This window comes from Streptomyces sp. NPDC054849, assembly GCF_053610945.1.
Map to the genome: position 1 here is coordinate 1 of NZ_JBSGZI010000052.1, position 18,603 is coordinate 18,603.

Annotated in this window: 7 protein-coding genes; all 7 read right to left on the minus strand. The window is 75.1% G+C overall.

All coding sequences use genetic code 11. The annotated features are described in order from the left end of the window. On the minus strand, positions 1 to 7,137 hold a 7,137-nt coding region (locus ACWGIF_RS22155), incomplete at its 3' end, for an amino acid adenylation domain-containing protein (RefSeq protein WP_453499899.1). A 47-nt stretch (positions 7,138 to 7,184) separates the two neighbouring features. Next, complete coding sequence (locus ACWGIF_RS22160) at positions 7,185 to 8,183, minus strand: TauD/TfdA family dioxygenase (RefSeq protein WP_453499901.1); 999 nt, start codon at positions 8,181 to 8,183, stop codon at positions 7,185 to 7,187. An 8-nt stretch (positions 8,184 to 8,191) separates the two neighbouring features. Further along, entirely contained in the window at positions 8,192 to 8,404 is a 213-nt protein-coding gene (locus ACWGIF_RS22165; protein WP_453499903.1) for an MbtH family protein, read from the minus strand. A 186-nt stretch (positions 8,405 to 8,590) separates the two neighbouring features. Continuing rightward, positions 8,591 to 9,865, minus strand: coding sequence for a cytochrome P450 (locus ACWGIF_RS22170; protein WP_453499905.1), 1,275 nt, complete (start codon positions 9,863 to 9,865; stop codon positions 8,591 to 8,593). Then, positions 9,865 to 10,674, minus strand: a complete 810-nt coding sequence (locus tag ACWGIF_RS22175) for a thioesterase II family protein (RefSeq protein WP_453499963.1) — start codon at positions 10,672 to 10,674, stop codon at positions 9,865 to 9,867. The genes ACWGIF_RS22170 and ACWGIF_RS22175 overlap by 1 nt, the downstream gene beginning before the upstream one ends. A 14-nt stretch (positions 10,675 to 10,688) precedes the next feature. Continuing rightward, a complete protein-coding gene (locus ACWGIF_RS22180) occupies positions 10,689 to 12,542 on the minus strand; it encodes a non-ribosomal peptide synthetase (protein ID WP_453499907.1) in 1,854 nt (617 codons plus the stop codon). Between the two features lie 1,382 nt (positions 12,543 to 13,924). Then, positions 13,925 to 18,592, minus strand: coding sequence for an amino acid adenylation domain-containing protein (locus ACWGIF_RS22185; RefSeq protein WP_453499909.1), 4,668 nt, complete (start codon positions 18,590 to 18,592; stop codon positions 13,925 to 13,927). Between the last annotated feature and the right edge of the window lie 11 nt (positions 18,593 to 18,603).

The following is an 18,603-nucleotide window of genomic DNA, read 5'->3' on the forward strand; positions in this document are numbered from 1 at the left end:
GATGGGCACGTCGGTTCCGGCCCCCAGCCGGGTGAGCAGAGCGGCCAGTGCGGCCTGGAACGTCATGAACAGGGTGACCCGGTGCTCGCGGCTCAACTCGACCAGTGACCGGTGCAGTGCGGCGTCGATCGGCAGGGCGACCCGGTCCCCCCGGTGGTCGGCGCGGGCGCCGCGCGGCCGGTCGGCGGGGAGCATGAGCTCCTCCGGGAGGTCGGTCAGGATCTCGCGCCAGTAGGCGAGTTGGCGGGAGACCAAGCTGTCGGGGTCGGTCTCCGCGCCGAGCAGCTCGCGCTGCCAGAGTGCGTAGTCCGCGTACTGGACGGGCAGCGCGTCCCACGCGGGCGCCGAGCCGTCGCGGCGGGCGGTGTAGGCGTCGGTGAGGTCGCGCAGCAGCGGACCCATCGACCAGCCGTCGCCCACGATGTGGTGGAGCGCGACGACCAGTACGTGCTCCTCGGCGGCGACCCGGAGCAGGGTGACCCGGACGGGCGGTTCGCCGGCGAGGTCGAAGGGCCGGCGGGCGGCGCGGTCGACCTCGTCGTCCACCGACTCCGGAGCGCAGTCGAGCCGTTCGACCGTGAGGGCGGCGTCGTCAGCGGCGAGGACCAGCTGGTGGGGCTCGCCGTCGTGCTCGGCGATGACGGTGCGCAGGATCTCGTGCCGGGTGACCAGGTCGCCGAGGGCGCGTTCCAGGGCGGCCGCGTCGAGCGGACCGGTGAGGCGCAGCGCGAGCGGCATGTTGTAGAGCGCGCTCGGCCCCTCCATCCTGTCGATCAGCCAGAGCCGCTGCTGGGCGAAGGAGAGCGGCAGGCGCTCGGGCCGCTCGCCGGCCGTCAGCGCGAGCCGGGCCCCGGCGCCGTCCAGCCGCCGGGCCAGGCCGGCCACCGTAGGCGCCTCGAAGACGTCCCGGATGCCGAGTTCGGCGCCGAGCACCGCGCGGACCCGGCTGAGCAGCCTGGTGGCGAGCAGCGAGTGCCCGCCGAGAGCGAAGAAGTCGTCGTCGACCGAGACCGGCCCCGTCACGCCGAGCACGTCGCCGAACAGGCCGCAGAGGATCTCCTCGCGCGCCGTCCGTGCCGCCCGGCCGCCGGTGGCCGCCGCGAAGTCGGGGGCGGGCAGCGCGGACCGGTCGAGCTTGCCGTTGACGCTCAGCGGCAGCGCTTCGAGCGTCACGAAGGCCGCCGGGACCATGTAGTCCGGCAGGGTGGCGGCCACGTGGGCGCGCAGCTCGGCCGGGTCGAGCGGGGTGCGCGCCACGACGTAGGCGGCCAGCCGGGTGCCGGCCGCGCCGTCCGCTGCGTCGTGATGGGGCAGTACTGCGGCCTGGAGTACGTCGGGGTGGGCGGCCAGGACGGTCTCGATCTCGCCGGGCTCGATCCGAAACCCGCGGACCTTGACCTGGTGGTCGGTGCGGCCCAGGTACTCGACCCGGCCGTCGGGGCGCCGCCGGGCCAGGTCGCCGGTGCGGTACATCCGCTCCCCCGGCGCGAACGGGTCGGCCACGAAGCGCTCGGCGGTCAGCGCGGGACGTCCGAGGTAGCCGCGGGCCAGGCCTGCCCCGGCCAGGTACAGCTCGCCGGGGACACCGGGCGGGACGGGCCGCAGGCAGGTGTCCAGGACGTGCGCGCGCACATTGGGCAGCGGGCGGCCGATGAGCGGGCGCGGGTCGCCGGAGAGCCGGTGGTGCAGCGCGTCGACGGTGCACTCGGTGGGGCCGTACATGTTGAGCACGACGGTGTCGGGGGCGGCGGCCAGGGAGGCCCAGAGGGTCTGGCCTAGGGCCTCGCCGCCGACCATCAGGAGGGCCGGCGGGCAGCGGTCGAGGAGGCCCTCCTCGACCAGCCGTCCGGCCTGGCCGGGGGTCACGTCGAGGACGTCGGCGCCGGTGTGCTCGGCATAGCGGACGATCGCGGCGGCGTCGCGGCGGACGTCGTCGTCGAGCAGATGGAGCTCGTGGCCGGCGACCATCCACAGCAGCGCCTCGAGGGCGGTGTCGAAGGACAGCGAGGCGGCTTGGGCGAACCTGAACCGGGGTCGCGGGCGGGCCTGTCGGGCCGTGGCGATGGTCTCGTCGCGGTGGAAGGCGAGCAGGTTGGCCAGGCCGCCGTGGTTCACCACCACGCCCTTGGGACGTCCGGTGGAGCCGGAGGTGTAGATCACGTAGGCGGCGGTGGACGGGTCGACGCGGACGGGCGGGGCGTCGGCCGGGTGCCCGGCCCAGGTCCGCTCGTCGGCGTCCAGGACGGTGAGACCGTCCAGCACCTCGGGCAGCGGCCAGCCGGCACCGGTGAGGACGGCCGCCGGCCGGGCGTCGGCCAGCATGTGGGCGATCCGGTCGCGGGGGTAGTCGGCGTCCAGCGGGAGGAAGGCCGCACCGGCCTTGAGCACGGCGAGGACGGCGACGATCGATTCGGCGGAGCGCGGCAGGGCGAGCGCGACCACGTCCTCCGGGCCGGCGCCGGAGGCGATCAGGCCGTGGGCGAGCCGGCCGGCGCGGGCGTCCAGCTCGGCGTAGGTCAGCCGCGTCTCCCCGAAGACCAGGGCCGTGGCGTCCGGGGTCGCGGCCACCTGGGCGGCGAAGGCCGCCGTGACGGGTATGGCCCCGCCGGGCCGCGCGGTGTCGTGCCACTCGGCCAGCGCGGCCCGGCCGGCCTCGCCCAGTACGTCCAGCTCGGCGACGGGGCGGTGGGGGTCGTCGGCGGCTTGGGCGAGGAGGCGCAGCAGGGCGTCGGCGAGCCGTTCGGCGGTGGTCCGGTCGAACAGGTCGGTGGCGAACTCCAGGCCGCCGTCGAGGCCGGCCGGGGTGCCGTCCGGATGGTGGCGCTCGGACAGGTTGAGGGTGAGGTCGAAGGCGGTGGCGGGCAGCCCGAGCGGCTCGTATGCGGCGCGGGTGCCGGGGAACTCGGGGCCGCCGCCGGAGGTGTTGTCGAAGGCGATCATCACCTGGAAGAGCGGATGCCGGGCCAGCGTGCGGGCCGGGTTGAGCTCCTCGACCAGCCGCTCGAACGGCACGTCCTGGTGCGCGTAGGCGGCCAGGGCGGCCTCCCGGACCCGGGCCAGCAGCTCGGCGAAGGTGGGACGGCCGGTCAGGTCGGTGCGCAGCACCAGGGTGTTGGCGAAGAAGCCGACCAGCTCGTCGAGGGCCGGGTCGAGGCGGCCGGCCAGGGGGGTGCCGATCGGCAGGTCGTCGCCGGCGCCGAAGCGGTGCAGGAGGGTGGCGTAGGCGGCCTGGAGCACCATGAAGAGGGTGACCCCGTGCCCGGCGGCCAGCTCGGCGAGCCGCATGTGCAGGTCCGCGTCCAGCTCCAGCGGGACGACATCCCCCCGGTGGCCGGCGACCGCCGGGCGGGGGCGGTCCAGCGGGAGCGGCAGCTCGTCCGGCAGCCCGGCCAGCGTCTTCCTCCAGTGGTCGAGCTGGCGGGAGAGCGGGGACTGCGGGTCGGTGTCCGCGCCGAGCAGCCGGTACTGCCAGAGGGCGTAGTCGGCGTACTGGACCGGCAGCGGCTCCCACACCGGCGGCTCACCGCCGAGCCGTGCGGTGTAGGCGTCGGCGAGATCGTGGAAGAGCGGCCGCAGGGACCAGCCGTCGCTGGCGATGTGGTGCATCACCAGGAGCAGCACGTGCTCGTCGGGGGACTCGGGGCGCAGGTAGGCGTGGAGCGGTACGTCGACGGCCAGGTCGAAGGTGTGGCCGGTCAGCTCCTGCACCGGGCGGTCGGTGACCGTGAGGAGCGGGGCCGGGGGCGCGGGCAGGACCCGCTGGTACGGGACGCCGTCGACCTCACCGAAGACCGTACGGAGCGTCTCATGGCGGGCTGTGACATCGCCGAGTGCGCGTTCCAGGGCGTTCGCGTCCAGCGGTCGGGTGAGCCGCAGGGCGAGGGTGACGTTGTAGGTGGCGGAGGGGCCCTCGGCCTGGCCGAGGAACCACAGCCGGCGCTGGGCGAAGGAGACCGGCAGGCGCTCGGGCCGGGGTTCGGGGCGCAGGGCGGGCCGGGCCGGGCCGGTGGCGAGCCGGGCGGCGAGGGCAGCGACGGTCGGGGCCCGGAAGAGGTCGGCGATGGCGAGTTCGGCGCCGAGCTCGGTGCGCGCCCGGCCTGCCAGGCGGGTGGCCAGCAGGGAGTGGCCGCCGAGTTCGAAGAAGTCGTCGTCGATGGTGATGTCGTCGATGCCGAGGATCTCGCCGAAGAGGGTGCACAGGACGCGCTCGTTCTCGTCGCGCGGGGCGCGGCCGGCGGTGGCGGGGCCCAGCTCGGGGGCGGGCAGTGCGCGCCGGTCGACTTTGCCGTTGGCGTTGAGCGGCAGGGTGGGCAGCACGACCACGGCCGAGGGGACCATGTAGCCGGGGAGGGTGTCGGCGGCGAACCGCTTGAATTCGGCGCCGAGTTCGGGCACCTCGTCGAGGGCGGAGGCGAGCACCGAGCAGTAGCCGACCAGCCGGGTGTCGCCGGGGCGGTCCTCGCGGGGGACCACGATGACCTGGCGGACGGCGGGGTGACGGGAGAGCACGGCCTCGATTTCGCCCGGCTCGATCCGGAAGCCGCGCAGCTTGACCTGGCCGTCGATCCTGCCGAGGAACTCGATCGCGCCGTCCGTCCGGCGGCGGACCAGGTCTCCGGTGCGGTACATCCGCTCCCCCGGCGCATACGGGTCGGCGACGAAGCGCTCGGCGGTCAGTGCGGGCCGGTGCCAGTAGCCGCGGGCCAGTCCGGCCCCCGTCACGTACAGCTCACCGGGGACGCCGGGCGGGACGGGCTGAAGCCGCGCGTCGAGGACGTGGGCGCGCATGTTGTCGAGGGGGGCGCCGATCGGGGGCCGGGGGCCGGCCAGGTCGGCGGGGGCGAGGGGGTGGTGCGTGGCGAAGGTGGTGGCCTCGGTCGGCCCGTAGACGTGGGCGAGGAACAGGTCGGGGCAGTGGTCGAGGACGCGGCGCATGAGAGTGCCGGAGGCGGCCTCGCCGCCGGTGCAGACGGTCCGCAGGGCGCGGAAGGTCTCCGGGGCCTGCTCGGCGACCAGGTCGAAGAGCGCCTTGGTGAGGAAGACGGCGGTGACCTGGTGGCGGGTGGCGACGGCGTGCAGGGCGGCGGCGTCCAGGCTGCCGGGCGGGGCGACGACCACCGTGCCGCCGGAGAGCAGCGGCGTCCACAGCTCGTAGGTGGAGGCGTCGAAGGCGTGCGGGGAGTGCAGCAGGATCCGCCGGTGCCGCCCGTCCTGCCAGCGGCGGTCGGCGGCGAGGTCGACCACGTCGCGGTGGCGGACCGCGACGCCCTTGGGGGTCCCGGTGGAGCCGGAGGTGAACATCACGTAGGCGAGCCGGTCGGGGTGGACCGGGATGCCGGGGTCGTGCTCCGGGGCGGCCTTCTCGTCGCCGGGGCGGACCACGACGGCGGTGTGCGGGAATCCCGGGTCGGTGCGGTCGGTGAGCAGGACGGGCGCGGCGGTGTCGGCGAGCAGCGCGGCCATCCGCTCCGGCGGCAGGCTCGCATGCAGGGGGACGTAGCAGCCGCCCGCCTTGAGCACGGCCAGGGTGGCGACGACCAGGTCGACCGAGCGCTCCATCAGCAGGGCGACCGGGGACTCCGGGCCGACACCGCAGGCGATCAGGTGGTGCGCCAGCCGGTTGGCGCGGGTGTTGAGCTCGGCGTAGCCGACGGCGCCCCCGTCGTGGGCGAGTGCGGCCGCGTCCGGGGTACGGGCTGCCTGGGCTTCGAACAGGTCCGGCAGCGAGCCGGACGGGACGGGCGCGGCCGTGGCGTTCCACTCGTCGCGCAGACGGCGGAGCTCCTCGGGGGCGAGGATGTCGAGCGTGCCGATCGGCGCCTCCGGGTCGGCGGCCGCGGCGGCCAGGAGCCGGCCCAGGCGCTCGAACAGGGTGGTGACGGTGGCGCGGTCGTAGAGGTCGGCCGCGTACTCGACCGATCCGGTGAGGCCGCCGGGGGCGCCGTCGGGGGCGTGCAGCTCCGTGACGCCGATGTTGAGGTCGAACTTGGCGACCCGCAGGCCGAGCGGTTCGGGCGCCGATTCCAGTCCCGGAAGGCCGAGCTCGCCCTCCTCGTGGTTCTGCAGGACGAGCAGGGTCTGGAACAGCGGGTGGCGGCCGAGGGAGCGGACCGGGTTGATCTCCTCGACCAGCCGCTCGAACGGAACGTCCTGGTGGGCGAAGGCGTCGAGCTGGGCCTCGCGGACCCGGCCGACGAGTTCGGCGAAGGAGGGATCTCCCGAGGTGTCGGTGCGCAGCACCAGCGTGTTGACGAAGAAGCCGACCAGGTCGTTCAGCGCCTCGTCGGAGCGGCCGGCCACACCGGTTCCGAGCGGGATGTCGGTACCGGCGCCGAGCCGGGTGAACAGCGCGGCGAGGCCGGCCTGAAGGACGGAGAACAGGGTGGCGCGGTGCCGGCGGGCCAGGCCCGCCAGCGCGGCGTGCAGCTCGGGACCATAGGCGAACGGCACGGCGTCGGCGGCCCCGGTGGGCGCGGGCGGCCGGGGGCGGTCCACCGGCAGCTCCAGCTCCTCCGGCAGAGCGGACAGCACGCCTCGCCAGTAATCGAGCTGACGGCTCATCATGCTGTCGGGGTCGTGCTCCTCGCCGAGCACCTCGCGCTGCCAGAGCGCGTAGTCGGCGTACTGGACCGGCAGGGGTTCCCAGTCGGGGGCGCAACCGTCGAGGCGGGCGGCGTAGGCGGTGGCGAGGTCGCGCAGCAGCGGGCCGAGTGACCAGCCGTCGCCGGCGATGTGGTGGAGCACGACGAGCAGCACGTGCTCGGCCGTGGTCCGGGAGGCGGGGGTGAGCGAGAAAACCGTGATCCTGAGGGGCAGTTCGGAGCTCAGGTCGAAGGTGTGGGAGGCGGCCCGGTCCCGCAGGGCGGGGTAGTCGCCCGGTGCGCAGTCCACCGTTTCGAAGGCGATCTCAGCCTCCGCGGACGACAGGATCCGCTGCACCGGGACTCCCCCGGCCAGCGGGAACACCGTGCGCAGGGCCTCGTGCCGGGCGACCACGTCCGCCGTCGCGGCGCGCAGCGCGGCCGTGTCGAGCGTGCCGCGCAGGCGGACCGCGAACGGCAGGTTGTAGAGCGCGGTCGGCCCTTCGATCTGGTCGATCAGCCAGAGACGCTGTTGTGCGTACGAAACCGGGATCACGGTGCTTCCTCTGCTCACGTCACGGCGTGGATGGTGTTCGGGGTGCCTCAGGCGGGGACTGCGGTGGCCGGGCGCACCGTGGGCCGGCAGTCCAGGAGGCCGACGGGGCGGCCCATCGCGACGGCGATCCTCCGGTCGCCGCGGAACGGGTCGCGGCCGTGCGCGCAGAGCACGTTGTCGACCAGCATCACGTCGCCGACCTGCCAGGTCTCGCGGACGGTGGCCGCTTCGTACGCCGCGTTGAGGGCGTCCACGTCCTGCCGGGTGAGCGGTTCCCCGTCGCCGAAGCCGGTGTTGAACGGCAGGCCATCCGGGCCGAACTCGTCGACCATGGCCTCCCGGATGTCCGGGTCGAGCGACCATTCGTTCCAGAAGGCCAGGTGGTTGAACCAGACCTCCTCGCCGGTCTGCGGGTGGTGGACGGTGGCCGAACGCAGCTGGCTGGTACGCAGGTTGCCGTCCGGCTGCCACTCCCAGGCGATGCCGTTCTCCCGGCAGTACCGCTCGACCTCGGCGCGCTCCTCGGTGCCGAAAGCGGTGCGCCAGCCGAGCGAGATGTAGTCCGAGTAGGTGCGGGTGAGCGTCCAGCCGGAGGACCGGCCCCGCTCCACCAGGTGGTCGGGGAGCCCGGCGAGGACCTTGCGGACGTCGGCCGTCGGGGTGGCGCCGCCGGCCCCGGGGGCGGTCAGGCAGGCGAAAAGCAGCCGGCCGGGGAAGGTCAGGGTGTAGCTGTTCTCGTTGTGCATCCGGATCGACTGGGCGGGCGGCAGGTCGGTGGACGAGAAGACGCCGTTGCCGAAGTCGCTGCGCGGGGTGGCCTTCTCCCGGTACGGGGTGGGCTCGGGGATCAGCACGTCGCGGACGGCGGCGACGTCCGGGCTCTGGGCCACCGGCAGTCCGCGCAGGAAGATCGTGCCGTGCTCGTGCAGGGCGGCGGTCAGCGCGGCCTCGTTCTCACGCAGCCACGCGCAGGCCTCGGCGAGGTCGGCGGTGGCCGGCACGTGGGTGAGGGCCGGGCGGCCGGGATTCAGTTCCCAGGTCGGCATGGCGGCGCTCACCGCTGGTCGAGGGTGGCGAGCAGGCTCGCCGGGCGGATGTCGGTCCAGTTGACCTCGATCCAGTCGAGGCACTCCTGGCGGGTGGCCTCGCCGTGGACGGCGGTCCAGCCGGCCGGCACGTCGATCCAGACCGGCCAGAGCGAGTGCTGGTTCTCGTCGTTGACCAGGACCAGGTAGCCGGAGTTGTCGTCCTCGAACGGGTTGCTCATGGTGGTCTCCGTAGGAATGAGAGGTGTTCTGGGGTGTGCTTCGAACGTAGGGGCGCCGGACTGGCCCGAGCGGCACAAGCCCCGGCAGGTGAGCGGCAGTTGCCGTGCTGCCGCAGGCGTCCTCCGCGAACGGCCTGCCTCAGGCGTCCTGCCGCCGCCTCACCACCGTGCCGGGGGGCCGGTCGGTCAGCGGGGGGTGAGGCGGACCGGGAAGTGGTCCAGGCCGAAGTTGATGATCGAGCGGTTGTAGCGGACCGGCCCGGTCGGCTCGATGAGGGCCGCCTTCTCCAGCGCGGCCGAGTACAGCGCGCTCAGTTCGGCCTTGGCCAGCGGGGCGCCGATGCAGTAGTGGGCGCCCAGCCCCAGCGCGAGGTGTTTGTTGGGTGAGCGGTCGAGCCGGATCTCTTCAGGCTGCTCGAAGGCCTCCGGATCCCGGTCGGCGGACCACACCCAGACCGCGACCCGGTCACCGCGGCGGATCCGGCGTCCGCCCAGCTCGACGTCCCGGGTGGCGGTGCGCAGCGTGTGGAGGCCCACCGAGGTCCAGCGCAGCAGCTCGTCCACGGCGGAGTCCATGGACACCTCGCCCTGCTGCAGCCTCCGCCACAGATCCGGCCGCTGGACCAGCGTGTGCAGCCCCATGGCGGCCGTGTGACGGACGGTCTGTACGCCGCCCACGACGATGTTGTCCAGGTTGAGCACCACGTCCTCGATCGGCAGCAGGCGCCCGCCGACCTTGTAGGTGGCCATCATGGAGATCAGGTCGTCGCGCGGGTCGGAGCGCCGCAGCATCACCTGGTGCAGCAGGTAGGGGATCAGCTGCTGGTGGCCGGCCCTGCGCTCCTCCGGCGTACGGCCGAGGAAGGCCACGTCGCAGACCCGGACCACCATGTCGCGGTCCTTCTCGGGGACGTCCAGCAGGTCGCACATGACCGCGAGCGGCAGCGCGGAGACCACGTCGACGAGGTCCACCTCGCCCTGCTCGACGGCCCGGTCGAAGAGCTCGCCGGCCCGCTCGGCGATCGACCGGGCGGCGCCGCGCACGCCGCCCTTGGAGAAGAACGGGTTGGCGGGGGCCCGCAGATCGCGGTGGCGGGGCGGATCGGTGAGGGCCATCATGCGGCCCGAGCCGACCGGCACCTTGCCCTGCCCCGAGCCGAGCAGCGACCCGGACTCCGAGCTGAAGACGGCCGCGTTGCGCAGTACGTCCGCCGACTCCCGGTAGGTGAGCACCGACCAGACCGGGCCGTCGTCCACGGTGTCGGTCAGATGGACGGGTGCCTCCCTGCGCATTTCGGCGATCAGGGCCGGGGTGTCGGGCCGGGTCCACAGGCCGGGGTCGGTGAGGTCGACGGTGGTGGTGGCCGTGGCGTTGGCCGTGGCCGTGGCGTTGGCCGTGGACGTGGCGTTGGCCGTGGACGTGGTGGTGGTGACGGTCGTGGCGGCGGCGGTGGTCAGCATCACGGCTCCCTGAGGACGTTGCGGTGCGGGGCGGATGCCTGACGGTCCGCCAGAAGTGAGGTCAGGAGGTCGACCGGCCCGGGCCGGTCGACGGTGGCCAGGAGGTGGCCGCCGGGGACGAGGCGGTGGCCGAAGGCGCCGCGAGTGTGGGCGGCCCAGCCCGTGAGTGCGGTGGTGGCGAGCATCGGATCGTCGGCCCCGGCCAGTGCGTACAGTGCGGAACCGATCGGCGCGTGCGGACGGTGACGGTAGGTGGCGCTGACGGCGAGGTCCGTGCGGATGGCCCCGAGGGCGAGCTCGAGCAGGTCCGGCTCGGCCCGGACCGTCTCCTCCAGACCGGTGAGCCTGAGGAGTTCGGAGGCGTCCAGGTCCCTGGACCCGCGCTCGGCCCATGCGGCGGGGCAGGGCGCTCCGGCCGCGACCACCAGCTCGGGACGGCGGTCGGCGGGCAGTGCGCGGGCGACCTCGTAGGCGAGAAGGGCGCCGAAGCTCTGTCCGTAGAAGCCGAACCGGCCTTCGTCGCCGCCGGTCAGGTGCGGGGTCAACGCCTCGGCGACGGCGGCCAGCAGAGCGTCGAAGTCGGGCGGCATCGGGTGCCGGCTGCGGCCGCCCCGGGCCGGCGGACGCAGCGCCCAGACCTCGGCGACGGGTGCCAGGGCGCGGGCCAGCGGGGTGTAGGCGGTGGCGTCGCCGCCGGCGTGCGGGAAGCAGAACAGCCGGAAGGGGCGGTGGGGCTGAGGGGCGGGGACGAGCAGCCAGTCGCCCTCGGCCCGGGGGCGGGCGGTCCGCGCGGCGGCAGTGCCGGGCATGGTGGTCACCGTGGTCATCGGACGGCCGCCCGGCGCGCGGTCAGGGCGGGGCGGGCGGCGGCCGGACCGGCTTCGGCGGCCCGGCGGACGGCGGCGGTGAAGTCGGCCAGGTCGGCGGCGTCCAGCAGGTGGCGGAGCTGGAGCTCGACGTTCAGCTTGCGGCGCAGCAGATGGACGACGCGCAGGGCGGCGAGCGAGTGGCCGCCGAGGGAGAGGAAGTCGTCGGTCGGCTCGACGCCGGGCACACCCAGCACGGTGCACCAGACCTCGGCGACCTGCTCGTCCACTCCGCCTCGTGCGTCCGGTCCGGTGGCCGCCTCCGGGGGGACGGCGCCGGCCGCCGGAGCGGGCAGGGCACGGTGGTCGACCTTGCCGTTCGGGGTGAGCGGCAGGGAGCTCAGCACGGTCACGGTGGACGGCACCAGGTGGGCGGGCAGGGTGCGGCGCAGCTCGGCGAGCAGGTCGGCGGGGCGGACGTCCGCGCCGGTGACGTAGCCGGCCAGCCGGTGGTCGCCCGGGGCGGCCTCGTGGACGGTGACCGCGGCGGCGCTCACACCTGGCAGGGCGCCCAGCGCGTGTTCGACCTCGCCCGGCTCGATCCGGAAGCCGCGCAGCTTGACCTGTCGGTCCACCCGGCCTGCGTACTCCAGCAGGCCCTCGGCGGAGCGGCGGGCCTGGTCTCCGGTGCGGTACATCCGGGCGCCCGGCTCCGGCGCGAACGGGTCCGCGACGAACCGGCCCGCGCTCAGACCCGGGTGGCCCGGATAGCCGTGCGCGAGGCCGGGCCCGGCCAGGTACAGCTCGCCGACCGCGCCGACGGCCGTCACGGGGGCGAGCCGGCCGTCCAGCAGGTAGGCGCGGACGCCGGGCAGCGGCTCGCCCAGGTGTGGGCCGGGCCCGGTGACAGGGGTGGTGAGCGCGTCGACGGTGCACTCGGTGGGCCCGTAGAGGTTGAGCGCGTCGATACGGGCGTCGGCCAGTTCGCGCCAGGTCCCGGCGGGCACGGGCTCACCACCCATGAACAGCCGCGGGATGCGGGCGCCCGCCAGCGGCTCGCGGAGCAGCTGCCAGTGCGAGGGGGTCAGGTCGAGGTCGGTGACGCCGTGTTCGGCGAGCAGCTGCACCAGGCGAACCGGTTCGGCTCGCTGGGTGTCGTCGATCACCACCAGGGTGTCGCCCCGGCAGATGCGGATCCACTGCTGGACGGAGGCGTCGAAGGAGACGCTGGCGTTCCAGGCGACGACACCCGGCTCCGGGCGGTAGGCGCCGCTGCGTTCCAGGGCGGCGGCGAGGTCGGCGACGGCACCGTGCGGGACCTCCACGCCCTTGGGGCGGCCGGTGGAGCCCGAGGTGTAGATGACATAGGCGGAGTCGAGCGGGTGCGGGGTGAACTCGGCCGCCGGGCCGTCGGCGTCCGGAGCGTCGGGGCCGGCCGGGGCGGCGGCGTCCGGGCGGAGCACCGGGACGCCGGCCGGGACGGGCGGCGCGGCGTCGGCGCTGACCACGGCGGCGAGGCGGGCGTCGGCGGCCATGAAGGCGATCCGCTCGGCCGGGTAGGCCGGGTCGAGCGGAACGTACGCGGCGCCGGCCCGCCAGGTGGCGAGCAGCGCGACCGGCAGGTCGCAGGTGCGGGCGAGGTGGATGCCGACCCGGTCGCCGCGCCGGACGCCGTGTGCCCTGAGGGCGCGGGCCAGGGCGGCGGTGCGGCGCTCCAGGGCGGCGAAGCCGAGGTCGCCGTCGACGGCGTGCACGGCGGGCCGCGCGGGGTGGGCGGCGACGGCGGCGCGCAGACGGGTCAACAGGTCGGCGGCGGGGGCGGCCGGGGCGGGAACCGGGGTCGTGGTGGACGGTTCGGCGAAGGTGGTCATGCGAAGGCACTCCTCGGTGCTCGGTGGGATGGGTGGATCACGATGTGTGGGTGCCGCGTCGGGCCGGCGGGCGAGGTGGTCGGGCGGACGGAACGGGGCACGGGGGCCGCAGGTTCGGGGCCGGCGGTACGCGCCCGGCAGGACGTGGTTCACGGTGCGGGGCCGGCCCTGCCGGGGCGAGCCGCCGACGGGTGCCGCCCGGCAGGGCCGGCCCGGCCACGGCCGGCCGGTAACCGGCGAGACCCGACCAGCAGCGCGGGCCGACCCCGCGGGCCCGTGGCGACGGCTGATCCGGCGGCACGAGGCCCACGACACGGGCTCCGCACCCCGACCGGCCGCACGGCCGGCGGAACGTGACCGCCGTGGCCCGAGGGGCCGCCGACGGCGGACTGGCGACCCGAGGACTGGGATGCGGGATCGCCCTCGGAAGGGCCGGCCCGCCGCCCGCGGTACGGGCCCGGCCTGCAGAGCCGTCGGCGGATGACCGGCGGCACGGCGACCCGGTGGCCGGCGAGGCCGCCGACTGCGGCGGACCGACCGCACCCGGACTGCGGTGCGGGATCCGCCTCGGACCGGCCGTACAGCCGCCCGCACACTCGCGGCGAGGCAGGGCCCGGCCACATGGCCGACGGCACGTGACCGGCGGCCGGTAACCGGCCGGGCGTGGCCCCCGTACGGGCCGGCCCTGCAGAGCCGTCGGCGCATGACCGGCGGCACGGTGACCGGGCATGGCCCGCGAGGCCGCCGACGGCGGTTGAACCGGCCGCACCCAGACGCGGTGCGGGATCCGCCTCGGACCCCCGCCGCACAGCCAACCGCACGGCCCGGAGGGGCCACCCCGCCGCACGGCCGGCGGGCAGGACCACCAGCCGACCACGCGTAGAGCGTCGCCCGGGGTACGGGCCGGCCCTGCAGAGCCGTCGGCGCGTGACCGGCGGCACGGTGACCGGGCGTGGCCGGCGAGGCCGCCGACTGCGGCGGACCGACCGCACCCGGACCGCGGTGCGGAAGCACGGACACCCGGACCGGCCGCACAGCCGACCGCACCCGGCGAGGCCTGCCCGGCCGCACGGCCGTCGGCGTGTGACCGGCGGCACGCGACCAGGCCGGCCCGCGAGGCCGCCGACGGCGCCACACCGGCCGCACCCGGACCGCGGTGCGGAAGCCACGCACCCGGACCGGCCGTACAGCCGACCGCACCCCCCGAAGGGCCGTCCCGCCGTGGCCGGTGGCGCGTGGCCGAAGGGCGGCAACCGGCGGGGCTGTCCCACGCGGTGGTCCGGCTCCGCCGCCGGCCGCGGCTGACCCTGCGGGACGAGGCCTGCGGTGCGGGCCCCGCACCCCGACCGGCCATACGACCGACCGCACGCGACCGGCGCCCGTCAGACGTTCGTGGCCAGTCGTGCCAGCGCCGACGCGTAGGCGTCGATGAACTCCTCCGCCGTGGCGTCGTCCACCACCGCCCGCTGGTGGTCCACGGCGAGCAGCACGCGCTGCGACACCGGGTCCTGGATCAGCGAGGCGCCGAAGGCGAAGCTGTTGGGCTCGTGCCGCAGCGTCGGCTCGCAGCCGATCCGGCCGTCCTCGATCCGGGCCGCGCTGAGCCGGCCCAGCGCATGGAACCGCAGGTAGCCGAACTGACTGTCGAGCGCCGTGTCGGCCATCATCCGGGCCAGCCGGGCGAACGGCACCCGGCGGTGCGGCATCATGTCCAGCTCCTCCCGGTGCACGTGCCGCACCAGCTCGGCCAGGTCCTCCTCCGGCTCGGCGACCAGCGGAACGGTGTTGAGGAACAGTCCGTACACCTCGGTACCGCCTAGCCGTTCCAGTCGGCCGTTCATCGCCAGCCCCGTGGTGACCCTGCGGCGCCCGGTGATATGGGCGAGGGCGTGCAGGTGGGCGGCGAGCGCGACCGACTTGACCGGGACGGCGAGCGCGTCGGCGACCGCGCGCAGCTGACCGGGGGCGTCGGGCAGCACCCGCTCCACCGTGCGCGGCAGCTCGTGGACGTCCTCACTGCCGGGCCAGAGCTGGCCGGTGGCCCCGTCGAGCCGCCTCCGCCAGTACGCCAGGGACTCCTGGTCGGCGGCGGCCGCACGCTCCACGGCGACGAAGTCGCGGAAGGCGGTGCGCGGTGGCGGGGTCGGCGCGGAGGCCGGGTCGGCGGCGAGCTCGGTGTGCCGTTCGAGGATCTCGGTGAGCAGCGAGGTGAAGCTCCAGCCGTCGAGGATGGCGTGGTGTTCGGAGATGGTCAGCTGGAAGGCACCGGCGGCCAGCCGCTGGACGGTGATCCGGAAGAGCGGCGGTTCGGCGAGGTCGAAGGGCCGGTCCCGGTGGTCTTCGAAGACGGTACGGATCCTGTCGTCCTGCTCCTCCGCCGGCGCCCCGCGCAGGTCCGCGAACTCGACCGGCACGGGCAGCGTGTCGTGGACCAGCTGGAGCGGTTCCCCGTAGCCGGAGAGGTCGAGGCCGGTGCGCAGGACGGCGTGCCGGGCCATCGCCTCCCCCACGGAGCTGCGCAGGGCGCTCTCGTCGAGGTCGCCGGTGATCCGGTAGGAGTTGACGTTGTGGTAGCTGTCGGTGCCGCCGGCGACCTCCATGTGGAAGACCATGGAGAGCTGCATCGAGACCATCGGGTAGGCGTCGGTGATCCCGGGGGGCAACGCGTCCCGGTCCTCATCGGCGATCAGCGCGAACGGCCGGTCCGCGGCGGGGTCGGCGGCCACCGGGCGGGCCAGCGGCAGCAGTTCGGCGACGGTGGGCGCGTTGAAGACGTCCCGCAGGGTGACCTGCCAGCCCCGGTCGTGCAGGGCGCCGGCCAGCTGGACGGCGCGGATGGAGTCCCCGCCCAGGTGGAAGAAGTCGTCGTGGACGCCGATCCCGACGACCCCGAGCACGTCCGTCCACACGCCGGCGAACAGTTCCTCCTCCGGTGTGCGCGGCTCGACGTGCCGGCCGCCGGCGGGGGTGGGCGCGGCCCGGCCTGGGGCGGGCAGCGCGGCCCGGTCGACCTTGCCGTTGACGGTCAGCGGCAGTGCGTCCAGCACGGTGAAGCTCTTCGGGATCATGTACTCGGGCAGGGAGCGGCCGAGGAAGGCCCGCAGGTCTCCGGGCTCGGCCGGCGAGCGCCCGGTGACGTATGCGGCGAGCCGGTCCTCGTGCACCGTGACCACGCAGGCGTCCACCTCGGGGTGGGCGGCGACGGCGTTCTCGATCTCGCCGAGCTCGATCCGGAAGCCGCGCAGCTTCACCTGGAAGTCCGCCCGGCCGACGTACTCCATCCCGCCGTCCGGCAGCCGCCGGGCGACGTCGCCGGTCCGGTAGAGCCGGGCGCCCGGTGGTCCGTACGGGTCGGCGACGAAGCGGCCGGCGGTGAGGCCGGGGCGGCCCCAGTAGCCGTGCGCGAGGCTGCCGCCGCCGATGTACAGCTCACCGGGGACGCCGGGCGGGCAGGGGCGCAGCCAGTCGTCGAGGACGAGCGCGGTGAGGTGCGGCAGAGGTTCGCCGACCAGGCTGCGCTCGAAGCCCACTCCGTCCTCGGCGACATCGTGCAGGGTGACGTGGACGGTGGTCTCGGTGATGCCGTAGAGGTTGCAGAGCCGGGCGGGCGGCAGCGGGTCGAGTTCGTGCCAGCGCCGGACCACGCCCGGGTCGAGCGCCTCGCCGCCGAGCATGATCCACCGCAGTGCGGGCAGAGCGCGCGGGTTGCGGCGCAGCGCCGGTTCGAGCTGCCGCAGCGCCGAGGGGGTCAGGCACAGGTGGGTGACGCCTTCCTCGTCGAGCAGGCCGGCGAAGTCGTCGGGCGAGCGGCTGGTCAGGTGGGGAACGACGACGAGCCGGGCGCCGTGCAGCAGGGCGCCCCAGAGCTCCCAGACCGTCCAGTCGAAGGCGTAGCTGTGGAAGAGCGTCCAGACCGTCTCCGGGCCGAAGCCGAAGTGGTCCAGGCCGGAGTCGAGGAGGCGGCTGACGTGCTCGTGGGCGACTGCGACACCCTTGGGGCGGCCGGTGGAACCGGAGGTGAAGATGAGGTAGGCGAGGTCGCCGGGGCGACCGGCGGCGGGGGGCCGCACGGCCGGGTGGGCGGCGATCTCCTCGGCCCGGGCGGCGAGGTCGAGGGTCTGCCAGGGGCCGTCCGGGGCGCGGTCGGGCCGGTCGGTGAGGACCAGGCTGACGGCGGTGTCGCCGAAGACCAGGGCCGCCCGGTCGGCGGGGGCCGCGAGGTCGACCGGCACGTAGGCGGCGCCGGTCTTGAGCACGGCCAGGATCGCGACCGGCACGGCGGCGGTGCGCTCCAGCAGCAGCCCGACCCGGTCGCCGGGGCCCACGCCGCGGGCGAGCAGCGCGTGGGCCAGCCGGTTGGCACGCCGGTCGAGTTCGGCGTAGTCGAGGAGGCCGTCCCGGTCGCTCACGGCGGGCCGGTCGCCGTGTTCGTCGGCGGCCCGCTCGAAGAGGTGGTGCAGGCACCGGCCCGGGTCCAGGCGGGCCGGGCGGTGCGGCCGTCCGGCGGAGGTGAGCCGGAGCACGGTGGCGTCCGGCTCGGCGAGGGCGGCGTCCAGCAGGCCGGCGTAGTCGGCGGCCAGGCGGCGCACGGTGCCGGCGTCGAAGAGGTCGCTGCTGTACTCGGCTTCGCCGCGCAGTTCGCCGCCGTCGGCGCCCTCGAACACGGACCAGGTGAGGTCGAACTTGCTGGTGCCGTTGGAGCGGACGGTGCGCTCGGCGGTGGCGGCGCCGAGCGCCAACGGTGTGCGGTCCTCGGCGTGGGCACCGAACACCACCTGGACCAGCGGTGGGTGCTGCGGTGTGCGGGTGGCGCCGACCAGGTCGACCAACTGGTCGAAGGGGACGTCAAGGTAGCCGAAGGCGTCGAAGGCGCCGTCCTGGAGGTCGGCGAGCAGCTCGCGGAAGGTGGCGCCGGGGGTCAGCCGGACACGCAACGGCAGAAGGTTGACGAAGTAGCCGAGCAGATCGGCGACTTCGGGCCGGTTGCGGGTGGTGACCGGGGTGCCGACGAGCAGGTCGTCGGCACCGGTCCACCGTCCCATCAAGAGTGCGAAGGCGGCCAGTTGGACGGTGAACGGTGTGACGCCCTCCTGTTCGGCGAGCTCCCGGACCCGGGCCGCGGCGCCCGGGGCGAGGTCGAAGGGCTCGGTGGCGCCGCGCCGGCTGCTCTCGGCGGGCCGCGGCCGGTCGCCGGGCAGCTCCAGCAGGGTGGGGGCGCCGTCGAGGCTCCGCTTCCAGTGGGCGAGGTGCTCCTCGTACGAGGTGTGCTGCTCGTCCTCCGCCCAGTCGGCGTACTGGGTGGTGAGCGCCGGCAGCACGGCGGCCCGGTTCTCGATCGACGCACGGTAGAGCTCGCCGAGTTCGTACTCGAAGAGTTCGGCCGACCAGCCGTCCCACACGATGTGGTGGACGACGAAAAGGAGGGTGGTGCGGTCGTCGGCGAGGCGGAACGCCTCAGCGCGCAGCAGCGGGCCCGCGGTGAGGTCGAACGGCCGGCTGCCCCGCTCGGCGATCAGCTGCTCAGCCTGGCCCGTGCGTTGGTGTTCGGGCAGCTCGCGGAGGTCGGTGACGGCAAGAGGGACGGTGAGCGTGCGGTGGACGTGCTGGCGCGGACCGTCGGGGTGCAGGGCGAAGGTGGTGCGCAGCGCCTCGTGCCGGGCGGTCACGCCGTCCAGCGCCCGCTGGAGCACGGCGAGGTCGAGGGGGCCGGTGACGTCGTACGTCCAGGGAGTGGTGTAGGTGGCGGCCTGCGGGTTCCACCGGTCGAGGAACCAGAGGCCGCGCTGGAGACCCGAGACGGGCGCGGTACGGACCAGGCCGGCGGGTGGGACGGCTGCCAGGCCGGCGGGCGGGACGGCTGCCGGGTCGGCGGGCGGGACGGCTGCCGGGTCGGCGGGCGGATCTGCGGGAGGATCGGCAGGAGGGTCCGGGGGCAGAACGGCCGGCGGGTCGGCGGGCAGGACGGCCGGCGGAGCGGCGGTCGGTTCGGAGGGCAAGACGGCCGGGCGGGCGGCCGGCGGCGCGGCGGGCAGGTCGGCGGATGGGCTCACGGCCTCGTTCC

Bases quoted from the DNA above. Each gene is read 5' to 3' on its own strand.
- ACWGIF_RS22160 (WP_453499901.1), bottom strand. From the start codon at position 8,183: ATGCCGACCTGGGAACTGAATCCCGGCCGCCCGGCCCTCACCCACGTG.
- ACWGIF_RS22165 (WP_453499903.1), bottom strand. From the start codon at position 8,404: ATGAGCAACCCGTTCGAGGACGACAACTCCGGCTACCTGGTCCTGGTC.
- ACWGIF_RS22170 (WP_453499905.1), bottom strand. From the start codon at position 9,865: ATGCTGACCACCGCCGCCGCCACGACCGTCACCACCACCACGTCCACG.
- ACWGIF_RS22175 (WP_453499963.1), bottom strand. From the start codon at position 10,674: ATGCCCGGCACTGCCGCCGCGCGGACCGCCCGCCCCCGGGCCGAGGGC.
- ACWGIF_RS22180 (WP_453499907.1), bottom strand. From the start codon at position 12,542: ATGACCACCTTCGCCGAACCGTCCACCACGACCCCGGTTCCCGCCCCG.